The organism is Thiobacter sp. AK1 (genome assembly GCF_039822265.1).
GTDB classification, from domain to species: domain Bacteria; phylum Pseudomonadota; class Gammaproteobacteria; order Burkholderiales; family Thiobacteraceae; genus Thiobacter; species Thiobacter aerophilum.
On the sequence record NZ_JBAJEX010000008.1, the window covers coordinates 1 to 18,346 of the forward strand.

The 18,346-nt window shown below is 62.7% G+C and carries 19 protein-coding genes; 15 read left to right on the plus strand and 4 right to left on the minus strand.

Annotation, left to right across the window (positions count from 1 at the left end; genetic code table 11):
- Positions 1 to 128: 128 nt before the first annotated feature.
- The 13 genes from V6E02_RS09830 (at position 129) to nuoN (ending at position 14,191) form a co-directional block, all read left to right on the plus strand.
- A complete protein-coding gene (locus V6E02_RS09830) occupies positions 129 to 605 on the plus strand; it encodes a NuoB/complex I 20 kDa subunit family protein (RefSeq protein ID WP_347308622.1) in 477 nt (158 codons plus the stop codon).
- A gap of 17 nt (positions 606 to 622) precedes the next feature.
- Entirely contained in the window at positions 623 to 1,216 is a 594-nt protein-coding gene (locus V6E02_RS09835) for an NADH-quinone oxidoreductase subunit C (RefSeq protein ID WP_347308623.1), read from the plus strand.
- Positions 1,209 to 2,462, plus strand: coding sequence for an NADH-quinone oxidoreductase subunit D (locus V6E02_RS09840; protein ID WP_347308624.1), 1,254 nt, complete (start codon positions 1,209 to 1,211; stop codon positions 2,460 to 2,462). The genes V6E02_RS09835 and V6E02_RS09840 overlap by 8 nt, the downstream gene beginning before the upstream one ends.
- Positions 2,462 to 2,935, plus strand: a complete 474-nt coding sequence (nuoE, locus tag V6E02_RS09845) for an NADH-quinone oxidoreductase subunit NuoE (RefSeq protein WP_347308625.1) — start codon at positions 2,462 to 2,464, stop codon at positions 2,933 to 2,935. The genes V6E02_RS09840 and nuoE overlap by 1 nt, the downstream gene beginning before the upstream one ends.
- Before the next feature lie 3 nt (positions 2,936 to 2,938).
- Positions 2,939 to 4,213 carry an NADH-quinone oxidoreductase subunit NuoF gene (gene nuoF, locus V6E02_RS09850; protein WP_347308626.1) on the plus strand — a complete coding sequence of 425 codons (1,275 nt, stop codon included), beginning with the start codon at positions 2,939 to 2,941 and terminating at the stop codon, positions 4,211 to 4,213.
- A gap of 12 nt (positions 4,214 to 4,225) precedes the next feature.
- Entirely contained in the window at positions 4,226 to 6,571 is a 2,346-nt protein-coding gene (nuoG, locus tag V6E02_RS09855; protein ID WP_347308627.1) for an NADH-quinone oxidoreductase subunit NuoG, read from the plus strand.
- Positions 6,571 to 7,611 carry an NADH-quinone oxidoreductase subunit NuoH gene (gene nuoH, locus V6E02_RS09860; protein WP_347308628.1) on the plus strand — a complete coding sequence of 347 codons (1,041 nt, stop codon included), beginning with the start codon at positions 6,571 to 6,573 and terminating at the stop codon, positions 7,609 to 7,611. The genes nuoG and nuoH overlap by 1 nt, the downstream gene beginning before the upstream one ends.
- A gap of 11 nt (positions 7,612 to 7,622) precedes the next feature.
- Positions 7,623 to 8,111, plus strand: coding sequence for an NADH-quinone oxidoreductase subunit NuoI (gene nuoI / locus V6E02_RS09865; RefSeq protein ID WP_347308720.1), 489 nt, complete (start codon positions 7,623 to 7,625; stop codon positions 8,109 to 8,111).
- Between the two features lie 102 nt (positions 8,112 to 8,213).
- The gene (locus tag V6E02_RS09870; RefSeq protein ID WP_347308629.1) at positions 8,214 to 8,843 is read left to right on the plus strand and encodes an NADH-quinone oxidoreductase subunit J; all 630 of its coding nucleotides are present in this window, start codon (positions 8,214 to 8,216) and stop codon (positions 8,841 to 8,843) included.
- Positions 8,844 to 8,848: 5 nt separating this feature from the next.
- Entirely contained in the window at positions 8,849 to 9,154 is a 306-nt protein-coding gene (nuoK, locus tag V6E02_RS09875; RefSeq protein ID WP_347308630.1) for an NADH-quinone oxidoreductase subunit NuoK, read from the plus strand.
- A gap of 4 nt (positions 9,155 to 9,158) precedes the next feature.
- Entirely contained in the window at positions 9,159 to 11,156 is a 1,998-nt protein-coding gene (gene nuoL, locus V6E02_RS09880) for an NADH-quinone oxidoreductase subunit L (RefSeq protein ID WP_347308631.1), read from the plus strand.
- A gap of 75 nt (positions 11,157 to 11,231) precedes the next feature.
- Positions 11,232 to 12,728, plus strand: a complete 1,497-nt coding sequence (locus V6E02_RS09885; protein WP_347308632.1) for an NADH-quinone oxidoreductase subunit M — start codon at positions 11,232 to 11,234, stop codon at positions 12,726 to 12,728.
- Between the two features lie 14 nt (positions 12,729 to 12,742).
- Positions 12,743 to 14,191, plus strand: coding sequence for an NADH-quinone oxidoreductase subunit NuoN (nuoN, locus tag V6E02_RS09890; RefSeq protein ID WP_347308633.1), 1,449 nt, complete (start codon positions 12,743 to 12,745; stop codon positions 14,189 to 14,191).
- 106 nt (positions 14,192 to 14,297) lie between these two features.
- Here nuoN and V6E02_RS09895 read toward each other — a convergent pair whose 3' ends face one another.
- Positions 14,298 to 14,750 carry a hypothetical protein gene (locus V6E02_RS09895; protein ID WP_347308634.1) on the minus strand — a complete coding sequence of 151 codons (453 nt, stop codon included), beginning with the start codon at positions 14,748 to 14,750 and terminating at the stop codon, positions 14,298 to 14,300.
- Positions 14,751 to 14,887: 137 nt separating this feature from the next.
- Between V6E02_RS09895 and V6E02_RS09900 the strand changes: the two genes are divergently transcribed.
- Positions 14,888 to 15,487 (plus strand): NUDIX domain-containing protein, encoded by a 600-nt coding sequence (locus tag V6E02_RS09900; protein WP_347308635.1) that lies wholly within the window; start codon positions 14,888 to 14,890, stop codon positions 15,485 to 15,487.
- Positions 15,484 to 15,813, plus strand: coding sequence for a hypothetical protein (locus tag V6E02_RS09905; protein WP_347308636.1), 330 nt, complete (start codon positions 15,484 to 15,486; stop codon positions 15,811 to 15,813). The genes V6E02_RS09900 and V6E02_RS09905 overlap by 4 nt, the downstream gene beginning before the upstream one ends.
- On the opposite strand, the gene V6E02_RS09910 is transcribed toward V6E02_RS09905, so the two are convergent.
- The 3 genes from V6E02_RS09910 to msrA are packed head-to-tail and all read right to left on the minus strand — an operon-like array spanning position 15,785 to position 18,265.
- Positions 15,785 to 16,657 carry a PfkB family carbohydrate kinase gene (locus V6E02_RS09910; RefSeq protein ID WP_347308637.1) on the minus strand — a complete coding sequence of 291 codons (873 nt, stop codon included), beginning with the start codon at positions 16,655 to 16,657 and terminating at the stop codon, positions 15,785 to 15,787. The two genes, V6E02_RS09905 and V6E02_RS09910, sit on opposite strands and share 29 nt — an antisense overlap.
- 1 nt (position 16,658) lies before the next feature.
- Complete coding sequence (locus V6E02_RS09915) at positions 16,659 to 17,714, minus strand: hypothetical protein (RefSeq protein ID WP_347308638.1); 1,056 nt, start codon at positions 17,712 to 17,714, stop codon at positions 16,659 to 16,661.
- Entirely contained in the window at positions 17,714 to 18,265 is a 552-nt protein-coding gene (msrA, locus tag V6E02_RS09920; RefSeq protein WP_347308639.1) for a peptide-methionine (S)-S-oxide reductase MsrA, read from the minus strand. The genes V6E02_RS09915 and msrA overlap by 1 nt, the downstream gene beginning before the upstream one ends.
- Positions 18,266 to 18,346: the final 81 nt, after the last annotated feature.

The window sequence follows — 18,346 nt, forward strand, 5'->3', positions numbered from 1 at the left end:
GAGGAGGCGGCGATGCGAGCCACTGAGCAGGGGCCCCGCGTAGCGGGGATGCGAACAAGGCGAGCATCGCTGGGCGCTGGCCTTAAGCGGTCTATCCAGGGGGCGCGTCATACGGAGGCGCGTGGCGCATGAGCATCGAAGGCGTCCTGCAAAAGGGCTTCGTGACCACTACGCTGGACACGGTGATCAACTGGACCCGCACCGGCTCGCTGTGGCCCATGACTTTCGGCTTGGCCTGCTGTGCGGTGGAGATGATGCACGCCGGCGCCTCGCGCTACGACCTGGATCGCTTCGGCATCGTTTTTCGGCCCAGTCCGCGCCAGTCTGATCTGATGATCGTGGCCGGCACCCTGTGCAACAAGATGGCGCCGGCTCTGCGCAAGGTCTATGACCAGATGGCGGAGCCGCGCTGGGTGTTGTCGATGGGTTCCTGTGCCAATGGCGGCGGCTATTATCACTATTCCTATTCCGTGGTGCGCGGCTGTGACCGGATCGTGCCGGTGGACGTCTATGTGCCGGGTTGCCCGCCGACCGCCGAGGCCTTGCTCTACGGCCTGGTTCAACTGCAGAACAAGATCAAGCGCACTCAGACCATCGCGCGCTAGCTGGAGCGGAACCCTTCATGAACGCCAAACTGGCCGCCATTTCGGCGCGGCTCGAAAAGTTGCTGGAAGGCCGGCACTATAGTCTGACCGAGCAGGTGGGGGAACTCACGCTGGTCATTCCTCGCGAGGGCATGCTGGAGGTGATGCGGCTGCTGCGCGACGACTACGATCTACGCTTCGAGCAACTCATCGATCTGTGTGGGGTGGATTATTCCACCTATGGAGAAGGAGCTTGGCAGGGACCGCGCTTTGCTGCCGTCTACCATCTGCTTGCGCTGGGCAAGAACCAGCGCCTGCGCGTGCGCGTGTTCTGCCCGGACGACGAATTCCCTGTCCTGGATTCGGTGGTGGACATCTGGCCGTCCGCCAACTGGTACGAGCGCGAGGCCTTCGACTTGTTCGGCATCGTCTTCGAAGGCCATCCAGATCTGCGCCGCATCCTTACCGATTATGGCTTCATCGGCCACCCTTTTCGCAAGGATTTCCCCCTTACCGGCTACGTGGAGATGCGCTACGACCCCGACCAGCAGCGTGTGATCTATCAGCCGGTGAGCATCGAGGCGCGCGAGATCACGCCGCGCGTGATCCGCGAGGACACCTTCCATGGCTGAAATCCGCAACTACACCTTGAACTTCGGCCCACAGCATCCTGCTGCTCACGGCGTGTTGCGCCTGGTGCTGGAGCTGGACGGCGAAGTGGTAGAGCGTGCCGACCCCCACATCGGCCTCTTGCATCGCGCCACCGAGAAGCTCGCAGAACACAAGACCTATCTGCAGTCCGTGCCTTACATGGACCGGCTCGACTACGTGTCCATGATGTGCAACGAGCACGCCTATGTGCTGGCGATCGAAAAGCTACTGGGCGTGGAAGTGCCTATTCGCGCCCAGTACATCCGCGTCATGTTCGACGAGATCACGCGCATTCTCAACCACCTGCTCTGGCTGGGGGCGCATGCCTTGGACGTGGGCGCCATGACGGTGTTCCTATACGCCTTCCGTGAACGGGAAGACTTGCTCGATTGCTACGAGGCCGTATCGGGAGCGCGCATGCATGCCGCCTATTACCGCCCGGGTGGCGTCTATCGTGATCTGCCGGACAGCATGCCCCAGTATCAGCCCTCCCGCTTCCGCAGCGAGCGCGAGGTGGCGCGTCTCAACGAAAACCGCCAGGGCTCCCTGCTGGACTTCATCGAGGACTTCACCAACCGTTTTCCGACGTTGGTGGACGAATACGAAACGCTGCTCACGGACAACCGCATTTGGAAGCAGCGCTTGGTGAACATCGGGGTGGTCTCGCCAGAACGGGCGATCGCCCTCGGCTTTACCGGCCCCATGCTGCGTGGCTCGGGGGTGGCGTGGGATCTGCGCAAAAAACAGCCCTACGAGGTCTATGACCGCTTGGAGTTCGACATTCCGGTGGGGGTCAATGGCGATTGTTACGATCGCTACCTGGTACGCATGGAGGAAATGCGCCAGAGCAACCGTATCATCAAGCAATGCGTGGAGTGGCTGCGCAAGAATCCCGGGCCGGTGATCACGGATGATCACAAGGTCGCGCCGCCTTCGCGTCTGGACATGAAGTCCAACATGGAAGAGCTCATCCACCACTTCAAGCTGTTTACCGAGGGCTTCCATGTGCCCAAGGGAGAGTGCTATGCGGCGGTGGAACACCCCAAGGGCGAGTTCGGTATCTATCTCATCTCCGACGGGGCCAACAAACCTTACCGTCTCAAGATTCGCGCCCCCGGCTTCGCCCATCTGGCGGCGATGGATGAGATGGCGCGCGGTCACATGATCGCCGACGTGGTGGCCATCATCGGCACGCAGGATATCGTGTTCGGGGAGATCGACCGCTGATGCTGTCTGCCGAAGCTCTCGCCCGCATCGACCGGGAAATCGCCAAGTATCCGCCGGATCAGAAGCAGTCGGCGATCATGTCCGCGTTGCGCATCGCGCAAGAGGAAAAGGGCTGGTTGTCCGAGGACACCATCCGCTTCGTCGCTGAGTATCTAAACATGCCGCCCATCGCCGCTTACGAGGTGGCCACTTTCTACAACATGTACAACACCCGTCCCGTAGGGCGGCACAAGCTGACGGTGTGCACCAATCTGCCGTGTCAACTCACCCAACGCCATGACATCGGCGCCTACCTCCAGAAGAAATTGGGCATAGGCTGGGGCGAGACCACCGAGGACGGCCGGTTCACCCTGCTGCAGGGCGAATGCATGGGTTCCTGCGACGGCGCGCCGCTCATGCTGGTCAACAATCACCGCATGTGCAGCCATCTCACGCCCGAGGCGGTGGACAAGCTGCTTTCGGAACTGGAATAGGGCATGGCCGAGAAAGTCATCTTCACCACGCGGGACTTGCCGAATCCGGCGTCCCTTGCCACCTACGAGAGCGTGGGTGGCTACCAGGCTCTGCGCCGCATCCTCACCGAAAAGATCGCGCCGGAGGCCATCATCGCCGAGATCAAGACCTCCGCCCTACGCGGACGCGGTGGCGCGGGTTTTCCCACTGGTCTCAAATGGAGCTTCATCCCACGCCACCTGCCGGGTCCGAAATACATCGTGTGCAATAGCGACGAGGGCGAGCCCGGCACCTTCAAGGACCGGGACATCCTGCGCTACAACCCCCACAGCGTGATCGAAGGGATGATCATTGCCGGCTATACGCTGGGAGCACAGACTGGTTACAACTACATCCATGGCGAAATCTTCGAGCTTTACGAGGCATTCGAGCAGGCGTTGGAGGAGGCCCGGACTGCTGGCTATCTGGGCAGAAACATCCTTGGCTCGGGTTTCGACTTCGAGCTCTACGCCCACCATGGCTACGGTGCCTATATCTGCGGCGAGGAGACGGCGCTGTTGGAATCCATCGAAGGCAAGAAGGGCCAACCCCGTTTCAAGCCGCCGTTTCCAGCGAGCTTCGGTCTCTACGGCCGCCCCACGGTGATCAACAACACCGAGACCTTCGCCTGCATTCCCTACATCGTGCGCAACGGCGGGCAGAAATTCCTGGAACTAGGCAAGCCCAACAATGGTGGTACCAAGATCTTCTCCGTTTCGGGCAAGGTGAGGCGGCCGGGCAATTACGAGATTGCCCTCGGCACGCCTTTTGCCGAGCTACTGGAGATGGCCGGGGGCATGCGGGAGGGCTATCGGCTGAAGGCCGTGATCCCGGGCGGTTCGTCCACGCCGGTGCTGCCGGCAGAAGTGATGATGGCGTGCACCATGGATTACGATTCCATCGCCAAGGCCGGCTCCATGCTGGGCGCGGGGTCGGTGATCCTCATCGATGACAGCGTGTGCATGGTGCGCGCCCTGGAACGGTTGTCCTATTTCTACTTCGAGGAATCCTGCGGCCAATGCACGCCCTGCCGCGAGGGGACCGGCTGGCTGTATCGCATCATCCATCGTATCGAGCATGGCCAGGGCCGCCCCGAGGATCTGGAACTTTTGCAAAGCGTCGCAGGCAACATTGGTGGGCGCACCATCTGCGGCCTGGGTGATGCGGCGGCAATGCCGGTGCAAAGCTTCCTCAAGCACTTCGGCCATGAATTCGAATACCACATCGAGCACGGCAAATGCCTCGATGGATGCCACTGAGAGCCACGGCCCATGCTAACCATCGAAATCGACGGCAAGAAAATCGAGGTTCCGGAAGGATCCACGGTGATGGATGCCGCCGACCGCCTGGGCATCTACGTGCCACGCTTCTGCTATCACCGCAAGCTTTCGGTGGCCGCCAATTGCCGCATGTGTCTGGTGGACGTGGAGAAGGCGCCCAAGCCCCTGCCGGCTTGTGCTACGCCCGTCACCGACGGCATGAAGGTCTCGACGCGTTCCGACAAGGCGATCAGGGCGCAGAAGGGCGTGATGGAATTTTTGCTCATCAACCACCCGCTCGATTGTCCCATCTGCGACCAGGGTGGCGAATGCCAGCTGCAAGATCTCGCCGTGGGTTTTGGCGCCGGCACCTCCCGCTACCGGGAGGAAAAGCGGGTGGTGGTGAACAAGAATCTCGGCCCGCTGATCGCCACCGACATGACGCGCTGCATCCACTGCACGCGCTGCGTGCGCTTCGGTCAGGAAATCGCTGGGCAGATGGAGCTGGGCCAGGCCTTTCGCGGCGAGCATTCCGAGATCATGCCGTTTGTCGCCGAGACGGTCGATTCCGAGCTCTCCGGCAACATGATCGATCTGTGTCCAGTGGGGGCGCTCACCTCCAAACCCTTCCGCTACACCGCGCGTCCCTGGGAGCTTTCCCGGCGGGCTGGCGTCAGTCCCCATGACGGATTGGGCGCCAATCTGCTGATCCAAGTGAAGAAGGATCGCGTGATGCGGGTATTGCCCCGGGAAAACGAGGCAGTGAATGAATGCTGGCTCGCCGATCGCGACCGCTTTTCCTACCAGGCGCTCAACAGTGAGACGCGCCTGTTGCGGCCTCTAGTCAAACATCATGGCGCATGGATCGAAGTGGACTGGCAGGCAGCGCTGGAATACGTGGCCAACGGCCTGCGCGAGATCGTCGGCCAGCACGGGCCGGATGCCATGGGCGCCTTGGCCGCACCCAATGCCACACTGGAGGAACTCCACCTGCTGCAGAAACTCGTGCGCGGCTTGGGTTGCGACAACGTGGATCACCGCCTGCGCCACAGCGACTTTCGCGCCGACGACTACCGGCTGGGCGCGCCTTGGCTGGGACAGCCCATTGAGGCAGTGCAGGGGGCGCAGGCCATCCTGCTCGTGGGCAGCAACATCCGTAAGGAACAGCCGCTGCTTGCCCACCGCGTGCGTCAGGCGGTCAAGCATCGTGGCCGTCTGCATGTGATCAATCCCCTCGATGTGGACATGCTCTGCCCGGTGGCCCACAAGCTGATCGTCCCACCGCCGGCGCTGGTGCAGACGCTGGCCCAGGTGGTGAAGGCGGCGGCTGCGCGCAAGGGCGTGGCGCTGGCCGCGGGGTTTGCCGACAAGCTGGCCGGGCTATGCGTCGACGCCCAGGCCCAGGCGCTGGCTGATAGTCTGTGTCAAGCAGAAATGCCATGCATTCTGCTCGGCAACCTAGCCCAGCATCATCCGCGCGCCGCGGAACTGGCCAGCCTCGCGGCGGAACTCGCTCGCATCACGGGGGCGCGTTGGGGCGTGATGGCCGAGGCGGCCAACAGCGTCGGTGCCTACCTCGCGGGCGCGCTGCCGCACGCGGGGGGACGTCATGCCGCCGCCATGCTCAAGGAGCCGCGTCGTGTCTATTTGTTGCTCCATGCGGAGCCGGAGCTCGACAGCTACGATCCCCAGACCGCGCGCGCCGCGCTGGCGCAGGCGGATCTGGTGGTGGCCTTGTCCTCCTTCCGCGACCAGGCGCTGGAATACGCGCACGTGATCCTGCCGGTGGCAGCCTTCGCCGAGACTGCCGGCACCTACGTGAATATGGAAGGCCGGGTACAGAGCTTCGCCGCCGCGGTGAAACCGCCGGGCGAGGCGCGTCCTGCCTGGAAGGTGCTGCGCGTGCTGGGCAATCTGCTGAATCTTCCGGGCTTCGATCAGGACAGTGCGGAAGCGGTGCGACAGGAGGTGCTGGGTGCGAACGCTGCCCTGCCGCTTCCCCTCGACAATGCTTTCTCCACGCCGGTGCTGGATGACCCCGCGCCCCAGGCGATGGACCTCGCCCGGATCGGCGAGGTGCCGATCTACCAGCTCGATGCGCTCACCCGGCGCGCGCCCGCCCTCCAGGCCACGCGCGATGCGCGTCCGCCTCTGGCACGCCTGCATCCGCGGCTGTTTGCCTGCCTCGGTCTAAAACCGGGAGACATGCTGGTACTACGCCAGGGAACCGGCCAGGCCACGCTCCCAGCCGCGGCCGATCCGGCCGTGCCTGAAGGTTGCGTGCACGTCGCCGCGGCGCATCCCCTGACACTGGGGCTGGCTGGCATGTTCGATCCCATCACCGTGGAGCGGGCGTGATGGATTTCGCCGCGTCGTTCCAGAGCTGGCTTGGCCCCACCTGGGGCCCGCAGATTTTCCTGCTGGTGAAGACCCTGCTTGGCATCGTTGCCATCGTGCTGCCGCTGTTGCTGTGCGTGGCCTATCTCACTTACGCCGAGCGCAAGATTATCGGCTACATGCAGATCCGTCTCGGGCCCAACCGGGTTGGGCCCAAGGGCTGGCTGCAGCCCATCGCCGATGCCTTGAAGCTCTTGTTCAAGGAAATCGTTATACCGGCGGGGGCGGACAAGTTTCTCTTTCTGCTCGCGCCGGTGCTGGCCATTGGGCCTGCGCTGGCAGCCTGGGCGGTGATTCCCTTCTCACCCGAGCTGGTGCTGGCCAACATCGACGCGGGTCTGCTCTACGTCATGGCCATCACTTCCATGGGGGTGTACGGGGTGATCTTGGCAGGTTGGGCCTCCAACTCCAAATATGCCTTCTTGGGTGCCATGCGCTCCGCCGCGCAAATCGTGTCCTACGAGATCGCCATGGGCTTTGCCCTGGTGGGCGTGTTGATGGCCGCGGGCAGCCTGAATCTGGTAGACATCGTCAATGCGCAGGCGGGCGGCTTCTTGCACTGGTATTGGCTGCCGCTCGCACCGCTGTTCCTGGTCTATCTCATCGCTGGCGTGGCGGAGACCAACCGCGCGCCCTTCGACGTGGCAGAAGGGGAGTCCGAGATCGTCGCGGGCTTCCATGTGGAATACTCGGGCATGGCCTTTGCCGTGTTTTTCCTGGCGGAATATGCCAACATGATCCTGGTCTCTACGCTGACCAGCATCATGTTCCTCGGGGGCTGGCTGTCGCCGGTGCGCTGGATCCCGGACGGCTTCCACTGGCTGGTGTTCAAGGTCATGTTCGTGTTGCTGTTGTTTCTGTGGTTTCGGGCCACCTTCCCGCGCTACCGCTACGACCAGATCATGCGCCTGGGCTGGAAGGTGTTCATCCCCGTGACGCTGGTGTGGATCGTGGTCATGGGGGTAGCGATGCAAACGCCCTACGGTCACCTTTTCCATTGAGGGAAGCGATGATCGAGCGCATCAAGGATTTCTTCAAAAGCTTCCTGTTGCTGGAACTGCTGCGGGGCATGATGCTCACGGGGCGCCATCTGTTCGCACGCAAGATCACCGTGCAGTATCCGGATGAGAAGACCCCCTTGAGTCCACGCTTCCGCGGTCTGCATGCGCTACGTCGCTATCCAAACGGAGAGGAGCGTTGCATCGCCTGCAAGCTCTGTGAGGCGGTATGCCCGGCGTTGGCCATCACCATCGAATCCGAGGAGCGGGAAGACGGCACCCGCCGCACCACACGCTACGACATCGACCTGACCAAGTGCATTTTCTGCGGCTTCTGCGAGGAATCCTGTCCAGTCGATTCCATTGTCGAGACCCGGATCTTCGAATACCACGGCGAACAGAGGGGAGACCTCTATTTAACCAAGCCCATGCTGCTGGCGATCGGCGACAAGTACGAAGCCATGATTGCGGCAGACCGGGCGGCGGATGCGAAATACCGCTAATGGCGGGCAGGGCGAAGCACACAGAGGGCAAAGAGGACAATCCAAAATGCCTTGCCTGACGATCTCTGCGCCTTTGCGTTGAAAACGGTTCAACAAAGTGAGATGAACTTCGAAACTTTTGTTTTTTATTTTCTGGCGGCCATCCTGCTGTTCGCTGCGCTACGGGTGATCACCGTGCGCAACCCCGTGCATGCGGCCCTGTTCCTGGTGCTGGCTTTCTTCACAGCGGCCGGCATCTGGCTGCTGCTCGATGCAGAGTTTCTCGCCATCACCCTGGTGCTGGTCTACGTGGGAGCGGTGATGGTTTTGTTCCTGTTCGTGGTGATGATGTTGGACATCAACCTTGCGCGCCTGCGCGAAGGTTTCTGGGACTATCTACCCCTGGCGGCCACGGTGGCGGTGCTGCTGGTGCTGGAAATGGTCGTGGTGCTGGGCGGCCGTCATTTCGGCGCCGACCGCTACCCCACGCCCATGCCCCATGGCGTGGATTACAGCAATACGCGCGAACTGGGGCGCGTGCTCTATACCGACTACGTCTATCCCTTCGAGATCGCCGCCGTCATCCTGCTGGTGGCTATCGTGGCGGCCATCGCCCTCACCATGCGCCGCCGCAAGACCACCAAATACCAGGATCCCGCCCGCCAGATCCGGGTCAAGCGTTCGCAGCGGGTGCGCCTCATCAGTATGCCGCCAGAAAAGCCGGATGAGGCGGATGCCGGTAGGGAGAACTGACCATCATGCTCACCTTGTCCCATTACCTAGTGCTCGGCGCCATCTTGTTCGCCATCAGCGTGCTGGGCATCTTTCTCAACCGCAAGAACATGATCGTCCTTTTGATGGCCATCGAGCTCATGCTGTTGGCGGTGAATTTGAATTTCGTGGCCTTCTCCCACTATCTGGGCGATGTGGCCGGGCAGGTATTCGTGTTTTTCGTGCTCACGGTAGCAGCGGCCGAGTCGGCCATCGGCCTCGCCATCCTGGTGGTGTTGTTCCGCAACTTGCGCACCATCAACGTCGATGACCTTGACGAGCTGAAGGGGTAGGGTGATGGCTGCGCTCGACATGCAGACCCTCTATCTGATCGTGCCCATGGCGCCGCTGGCGGGCGCGCTGATCGCTGGCCTTCTCGGTTGGTACATCGGACGGGTGTGGACCCACCGCATCGCCATCCTCGGTGTAGCCATCTCCTGCTGGGCCTCCTGGCTGGTGTTCCGCGACGTGCAGGCGGGACATACTTTCAACGGTACGGTCTATACCTGGCTCACCAGCGGCGGGGTCGCCTTCGAGATCGGCTTCCTGATCGACAAGCTGTCCGCCATGATGATGCTGGTGGTGACCTTCGTCTCCCTCATGGTGCACATCTACACCATCGGCTACATGAGCGACGATCCAGGCTACCAGCGCTTCTTTGCCTACATTTCCCTGTTCACCTTCGCCATGCTGATGCTGGTGATGGCCAACAATTTCCTGCAGCTCTTCTTCGGCTGGGAAGCGGTGGGCTTGGTGTCTTACCTGCTGATCGGCTTCTGGTACACGCGGCCCAGCGCCATCTACGCCAACCTGAAGGCGTTTCTGGTCAACCGCGTGGGGGATTTCGGTTTTTTGCTGGGAATTGGCCTGGTGCTGGCCTATGCGGGAACGTTGGACTACGCGGCGGTGTTCGCCCAGGCGGGGGAGTTGGCCAGCCGCAGCATCGAGCTCATTCCGGGCCGCGAGTGGTCTTTGATCACTGTCGTGTGCATTTTGCTGTTCATCGGTGCCATGGGTAAGTCGGCGCAATTTCCCCTGCACGTCTGGCTACCGGATTCCATGGAAGGCCCGACGCCCATTTCCGCCCTGATCCACGCCGCGACCATGGTGACAGCTGGCATCTTCATGGTGGCGCGCATGTCGCCCTTGTTCGAGCTCTCTGATACTGCGCTGTCGGTGGTGCTGGTGATCGGCGCCATCACGGCCCTGTTCATGGGCCTGCTGGGCATCGTGCAGACCGACATCAAGCGGGTGGTGGCCTATTCGACCTTGTCGCAATTGGGTTACATGACGGTGGCGCTTGGGGCGTCCGCCTATTCGGTGGCGGTGTTCCATCTGATGACGCATGCCTTCTTCAAGGCGTTGCTATTCCTGGCTGCTGGCTCGGTGATCATCGGCATGCATCACGATCAGGACATGCGCCATATGGGCGGGCTAAAGAAGTACATGCCCATCACTTGGATCACCGCGCTGATCGGATCGCTCGCATTGATAGGCACGCCCTTTTTCTCCGGCTTTTATTCCAAGGATTCCATCATCGAGGCAGTCCACGCGGCCAACGTCCCGGGCGCGGGCTTTGCCTATTTCGCGGTGGTGACGGGCGTGTTCGTCACCGCCTTCTATACCTTTCGCATGTACTTCCTCGTTTTCCATGGCCCGGAACGGTTCCGGGAACGACTGGACCATGGTGATGTGGGCGAGCACAGTGCACATGAAGGCGGCGAGCCGCATGAGTCACCCTGGGTGGTTTGGCTGCCCTTGGTGCTGCTGGCTCTTCCCTCGTTGACCATCGGTTATTTCACGATCGACGCTGTCCTGGATGGCAGGGCCTTCGGCGAGGCGATTTATGTGGCGCCCCAGCATTCCGCGCCAAGCGAGCTTGCCTCCCAGTTCCACGGAGCGGCGGCGATGGCGCTCCACGCCTTCTCCACGCTGCCGTTCTGGCTGGCGTTGGCGGGCGTGGTCAGCGCCTGGTTCCTCTACCAAGTGCGCACCGATTTGCCGGACCGCCTTGCCGAACGGTTGCGGCTCTTCTACCGCATTCTGGAAAACAAATATGGCTTCGATCAGTTCAACGACTGGTTCTTTGCCGGAGGTGCCCGCAGACTTGGCACCTGGCTGTGGAAGGGAGGCGATGTGACCGTGATCGACGGCTGGCTGGTCAATGGTACGGCGCGTTTGGTGGGCCGCCTGGCCGAGGTGGTCCGGCATTTCCAATCCGGTTACATCTATCACTATGCCTTCGCCATGCTGATCGGAGTGTTCGTACTCATCACCTGGTTGGTGAAAGTCTGAAAAAAAGGAGAGGCGTGAGCGGGGAGGCGTCAAGGCGGGCTAGCAGGCGCCGCCTCACCGCTTGCGGGTGATGCCATGTCGGGAATGCCATTGTTGAGTCTAGCCATTTGGGTGCCGATCGTGTTCGGCTTGCTGGTGCTCGCCACCGGCCCGGACCGTAACGCCCTCTTGGCGCGCTGGCTCGCCTTGATTGGGGCTGTCGCCGGTTTCGCCGTGACCGTGCCGCTCTACACCCGCTTCGACACGGGAACCGCCACCATGCAGTTCGTCGAGCGGGCGCCCTGGATCGAAACCTTCCGGGTTCATTATCACTTGGGGGTGGACGGCATTTCTCTGCTGTTCATTTTGCTCACCGCCTTTACCACGGTGCTGGTGGTGCTGGCGGGCTGGAAGGTGATCGAGACGCGCATCGCCCAGTATCTAGCCGCTTTCCTCATCATGTCCGGGCTGATGATCGGCGTATTCGCGGCGCTCGACGCGGTGCTGTTCTACGTGTTCTGGGAGGCGATGCTGATCCCCATGTTTCTGGTGATCGGTATCTGGGGCGGGCCGCGTCGCGTCTATGCGGCGGTGAAGTTCTTCCTCTACACCTTGCTTGGTTCGCTACTGATGCTGGTGGCCTTCATCTACCTGTACCAGAAGGCTGGCAGCTTCGACATCCTAGACCTGCATCGTCTGCCGCTGGGCTATCGCGAACAGGTGTTGATCTTCCTGGCTTTCTTCACCGCCTTCGCCGTCAAGGTGCCGATGTGGCCAGTCCACACCTGGTTGCCGGATGCTCACGTGGAGGCGCCCACTGGGGGTTCGGTGGTGCTGGCGGCCATCATGCTGAAACTTGGGGCCTATGGCTTTCTGCGCTTTTCTCTGCCAATCACGCCGGATGCGAGCCATGCCTTGGCCGGATTCATCATCGCCCTCTCCTTGATCGCGGTGGTGTACATTGGCCTGGTGGCCCTAGTGCAAGGGGACATGAAGAAGCTGATCGCCTATTCATCCATCGCCCACATGGGGTTTGTCACCCTGGGCTTTTTCCTGTTCAACCCGCTGGGAGTGGAGGGCGCCCTGGTGCAGATGATTTCCCACGGCTTCGTATCCGGGGCGCTGTTTTTGTGCGTAGGCGTGCTCTATGACCGCCTGCATTCGCGCAACATCGCCGATTACGGCGGGGTGGTGAACGTCATGCCGGTGTTTGCCGCCTTCTTCGTCCTGTTCGCCATGGCCAATTCCGGTCTGCCCGGCACCAGCGGTTTCGTGGGCGAATTCCTGGTGATCCTGGGGGCGGTGCAGGTCGATTTTTGGTATGCCTTCCTGGCAGCGAGCACCCTGGTCTTTGGCGCCGCCTACACGCTGTGGATGATCAAGCGGGTGGTGTTCGGTCCCATCGTCCATCGCCAGGTGGCGGCCCTAAAGGACCTGAGTGCGCGCGAATTCTTGGTGCTGGGACTGCTCGCGGTGGCGGTGCTGGGCATGGGTGTCTATCCCGCACCGGTGACGGAAGTGATGCACGCTTCCGTGGAACATCTGCTCAACCATGTCGCCGAGAGTAAATGTGGCGACTTCTGTGCCTGGTAAGGGGCTGACCGATCATGATGGCCGACTTCGTGCTCGCCGATCTGCTGCCTGCGCTGCCGGAACTGGTGCTTCTGGGGATGGCGTGTACGGTGCTGATCCTGGATCTGTTTCTGGCCGATGATCTGCGCTGGATCACGTTCGCACTGGCGCTGGCGGCCCTGGGTGGGGCGGCGCTGGCCACGGTGTTGACGCTCGATCCGGTCCCCACTTTGGCCTTTGCCAATACCTTCGTGGACGATCGGCTCGCCGACGTGCTCAAGCTCATGCTGGACGGCGCCGTCGCGGCGGTACTCATCTATTCCCGGGACTATCTGCGCGCGCGGGGCATGGATCGGGGCGAGTTCTATGTCCTGGTGCTGTTCGCCACGCTGGGCATGATGATCATGATCTCGGCCAGTCACTTCCTCACCCTCTATCTGGGGCTCGAGCTCCTTTCCCTGTGCTTATATGCGCTGGTGGGGCTCAAGCGGGACGATAGGTTGGCGAGCGAAGCGGCGATGAAGTATTTCGTACTGGGCGCGCTCGCCTCTGGCCTACTGCTTTATGGCATGTCGCTGCTCTACGGCGTGACTGGCTCCCTGGAGCTGGCGCGGGTGGCGGCGGCACTGCCCGGGATGGGAGCGGATCCCGTGCTGGTGTTCGGCCTGGTGTTCGTGGTTGCGGGGCTCGCCTTCAAGCTGGGTGTGGTGCCTTTTCACATGTGGATCCCGGATGTCTATCAAGGCGCCCCCACCGCCATCACCCTGTTCATCGGTTCGGCCCCTAAGCTCGCGGCCTTCGCCTTCTTCATGCGGCTGCTGGTGGATGGGCTGCAAGCGCTGGCCGCCGATTGGCAGCCCATGCTGGCGCTAATGGCCGTGCTCTCCATCGCCCTGGGCAACGTCACCGCCATCGCCCAGACCAACATCAAACGCATGCTGGCCTACTCCACCATATCCCACATGGGCTTCGTGCTGCTGGGCTTTCTGGCAGGAAGCGAACAGGGTTACAGCGCCGCCTTCTTCTACGTGGCGGCCTACGTGCTCATGAGCCTGGGTGGCTTCGCGATGATCCTGCTCCTTTCCCGCGAGGGCTTCGAGGCGGAAGCGCTCGACCATTTCAAGGGGCTCAATCAGCGCAGTCCCTGGCATGCCTTCCTCATGCTGCTGCTCATGTTCTCCATGGCGGGCGTGCCGCCCACCGTCGGTTTCTACGCCAAGCTGTCGGTACTTAAGGCGGCACTGGATGCGGGCTTCCTGTGGCTGGTGGTGTTCGCGGTGCTCATGTCGGTGGCGGGGGCGTTTTACTACCTGCGCGTGGTCAAGCTGATGTATTTCGACGCGCCCAGTGAGCCGGCGGCCCCGGGTGCCAACCCCGGCATGCAGGTGTTGCTGTCGGCCAATGGCCTGGCGGTGCTGGCACTGGGACTCATGCCCCAGCCCCTGATGGCCTTGTGCGCCACTGCCATCCGGCAGATGGTGTGAGTCTTGCCGCGCCCTGGGCGTTCGCGATCGGGGGTGCCACGGCCTTTTGCAGAAACGGACGAAAAAAAACCAGGGACCTTGCCCTGGCTTGCGTGGACTGTGTGTATCACGCGGCCTTGCTGTATCTTTCCTTGGCCTCGCGCGCGGCCTTGGCGGTCTCCGGATCGTAGGCCTTGCCCTGCCAAAGCAGCTGGTAGGCGATTTCCTCGTTGCCGTTCTCGCACAGCTCCAGCACCCTCTTGAACAGGGGCTGGAAGGTCTCGGAACGGTGGGACTGCTCATGATCTTCCATGCTGCGCCAGAACGTCACGATCAGTGCCTCGCGACCCTTGAGGGGGCTTTCCACCGCCTGACCGATGGTGGAGCCCTCGTTGGACACCATGCCGGTGTTGATCATCACGAATCCGCCGATGAAACCGGTGTCCGAATGATAGGTTTTCACGTTCTCGCACAGTTCGGCGACCCGTTCTTCCAGGTCATCCACCGTGTACTCGGGGCGCAGGATGACCCGGTTGACGGTCACCACCCCGTTGCTGTCCAGTCCATTGATCAGACTCATGGCTCACTCCTTTAGAAGGTTAGTGGATGCTAATATGGTTCATCCAAAAAAATCCCAAATAATCCGCAGCCTGTTAATAGCTGACAAAATCACTCGGGCTTGTTCCTAAGATAGCAGGCGAAAGAGAAAGTTTCAATATGGCAAGCAAAGATTTTTATGAGGCGCCTGTGGCGGGGGAGGTGGTGTGGCAGGGCCGATTGCTGCAAGTCCACCGGGATCAGGTGCGGCTGCCGGATGGCCGACCTTCCGTGCGCGAGTACATCCGCCATCCGGGGGCAGTCGTGATCCTGGCCCTCGATGACCACGGCAACTTGCTCTTGGAACGCCAATTCCGCTATCCCCTCGGGCGGGAATTCATCGAACTGCCGGCCGGCAAGATCGACCCTGGCGAGACACCCGCCGCCTGCGCGCGTCGCGAGCTTCTCGAGGAAACGGGCTACACCGCGCGGGAATGGTGTTACGTGACCACCGTCTATCCCTGTATCGGCTACGCGGACGAGCGGCTGGTTTATTTTCTCGCCCGGGGTCTAATCTACCAGGGCCATCGGCGCGAGGGTGATGAGTTTTTGGAGGTTTTTACTTTGCCCGTGGCCACGGCTATAAGCTGGGTGCAGGAAGGCCGCATCTGCGAGGCGAAAACGGTGGCAGGGCTGTTCTGGCTGGAAAAGCTCCTTGCCGGCGCCTGGACGCCCCAGTCCGAGCCGCCTGCGGTGACCCATCCGGAAGAGGGTGCATGAGGTTCACGGAACTTGAGCCGGGCGCGCGCTTCGAGTGGGAGGGTGCGCTCTATGTCAAGCTGGGGCCGGTGTCGGCGCGGGAGGAAGCCACCGGCCGATTGCGCATGATCCCCCGCTATGCGCGCCTGCGGCCGGTTAAGGACAACTCGGCCGCGCGGCCCGACAGTCTGCCGACAAGCCTGCCGGTCGATGCGCTGCGTGCGGCCTTCGATGCCTTCTTCGCCGAATGCCTCGCGGCCCTGGACGGGCCGCCGGCCGCGGGCCGAGCGCGGCTTGAGGCTGCGCGCCGGCGTTTCCTCACGGTCCTGGGGTTGGAACCAAGCTGAAGCCCACCTGGCCGCATTTACGGCCCGCCAGGGAAGCCGCCTCACGTAGGGTGCGGTCTACGGGCCAGCCGTTGAGCACGCCATGGATCACGCCGGCGTTGAAGGTGTCTCCCGCGCCCACCGTGTCCACCACCCGCGGCGGCGGAAAGGCGGGCGTGTAGAGGGGCGCCTCGCTGCCGGGCAAGGCCCAGGCGCCGGTTTCGCCCCAGCCGGCGAAGATCAGCGGCCGTGGTGCCTGGGCCCGCAGGGCTTGCAGGAAGGCTCGTGGCTCCCCATGGCCCAGGGCGCGGGCAAAGGCGCGTCCAGTGAGCAGCACGTTACAGCGGTCGAACAGGGCCGCAAGGCCAGGGCGCGGTTTTTCCGCCTCCAGCGACAGGGGCAGTCGGGCATGATGGCGCCGCAGGTGATCCAGCATGCAGGCGAGGGTGTCCGGATTGCGGCCCTCGAAATGGACCCAGTCATAGGCGGCCAGGTCGAGGCGGGCAAAGTCTTCGCAGCCGAACTCGGAAAGGTCGCGGTAATGCACGATGGTGCGACTGCCCGAGGGCGCGAGCAGGATGGAGGAGGTGGGCGGCTTGCCCGGGCGTACCACGCAGGGCGCGGTGTCCACACCATGCTGCTGGAAGTCCCGCACCAGGATGGCGGTCTCTTCCGCTGCGGCGAGGACGCCGGCGAAGGCGACCTGATGACCGAGCCGGGCCAGCACCACGGCAGTGTTGGCGGCATTGCCACCTCGCGTGACGCGCAGGCTTTGGGCCCGCATTTCCTCGTCTTCGCGGGGATAGTGGTCGACGGTGAAAACGAGATCCAGGGTGGCGATGCCCACGCAGAGAATGCGCGCCATGTCAGCCCTCGCCCCCCAGGCGGCGGGCGATAAAATCCGCTGCTTCCTCGTTGCCAGTGAGCCCGACTGGAGCGGGGCGCGGGCCGTCTAGCAATTCCAGCAGCTGCTCGCCAAATTGCCCCGCCTCGAATGCCTGGCGCGTCACGGCGCGGCAACGGCTGACCCGTCGCTGCCAGGCAGTGAGGGCCGCCTCTTCCGGCCAGTCTGGCCGCTGCACATAGAGAACGGGCGTGCCGCTTGCCGCGGCCTCGACGAAGGTGCCGTAGCCTGCCTTGGTGAGGACCACATCCACGGAAGCGATGAGATCGCTCACGGTAAGGCTCGTGTCTTCGATGAAGGACACGTCGCACCGCTTCATGCCCGAGGCCCGTGGCATGAGCCAGCGCACCCCCGGTAGGCGCGGCCAAGGCACGGCCAGCGAAACCGGGATCCCGCCCATGGCGACCAAGACTAGACGCCCATCCGGCAAGGTGTCCCTGGCGCGGCGTCCGGGCTTGGCCACCGGGCCGATGGGCACGAGGTTGTCCAGCTCCGGCATGTCCATGCCCGGGGTCAGGCGCAGGAAAGCCTGCGCGCCCTGATAGGCGGCGAGCATCTCGGCGTGGATTGCTGCGAAGCCAGGTTCATCGCGCAGATAGGCGCTGCCGATAGCGGCCCAGTTGAGGGAGCTCATGGCCAGGGCTGGGATGCCCACCCGCTTGGCGGCGGCGAGGGCCAGATAGGACACATTGCTGAGCACCAGGTGCGGCGCGTGGCGCGCGAGCGCTTCTGCTTCCAACTCGACGCGCTGCCCCCAATCGCGATGCAGCGCTCGGTAGGCGGCCAGGCTTGCGGAGACGTCCACGTCGAGGGCGTTTTTCATGACCAGTCCGAAATCGCTACCGCTGGCTAGGTGAGTGAAGGGGGTCGCGAGGCGGCGGGCGATGCGTTCCCGCGGCAGGGCGCAGCGCAGGGTGAGGCGCAGTTGCGGCAGACGCGCCGCCAGCGCATCGAGCACGGGTGCCGTTTGCGCCAGATGGCCGAGGCCATGGCCGGAGATGTCCACGTACAGATGCATCAGGCCTTGAGCCAGGCGCTAAAGCGGCGGCGGAACTTCTCCACCTTGGGCGCCACGACGAACTGACAATAAGGCTGCCAGGGATGGCTTCGAAAGTAGCCCTGGTGGTCATCCTCCGCCCGCCAGAATTTCTCCAGCGGTTTCAGTTCCGTCACCAATGGCGCCGGCCACAGGCCGGCTTGCGTGACCGCCTGCATCACCTCCTCGGCGATGCGTTTCTGTTCGGCATCGTGATAGAGGATGATGGAACGGTACTGGGGGCCGCGGTCGTTGCCCTGGCGGTTGGGCGTGGTGGGGTCGTGGATGGTGAAGAAGATTTCCAGCAGGGTACGGTAGGGCACCACCTCGGCATCGAAATGCACCTGCACCACCTCCGCGTGGCCCGTGGTGCCGGTGCAAACCTGCGCATAGGTGGGATTGTCCACCATGCCCCCGGCATAGCCGGAGACCACTTGGGCGACACCGCGCACCTGTTCGAACACGGCCTCCAGACACCAGAAGCAGCCGCCGCCTAGGGTGGCGATGGAAAGCGCGGCGGGTTGCTCGGCCATGATGTTCCTCCTGTCGGCAGATGGGCCTGCATTGTAACGAGATTCCGGCCCGTGTAGCCGGCATTGGCAGGGAGAGGCAAA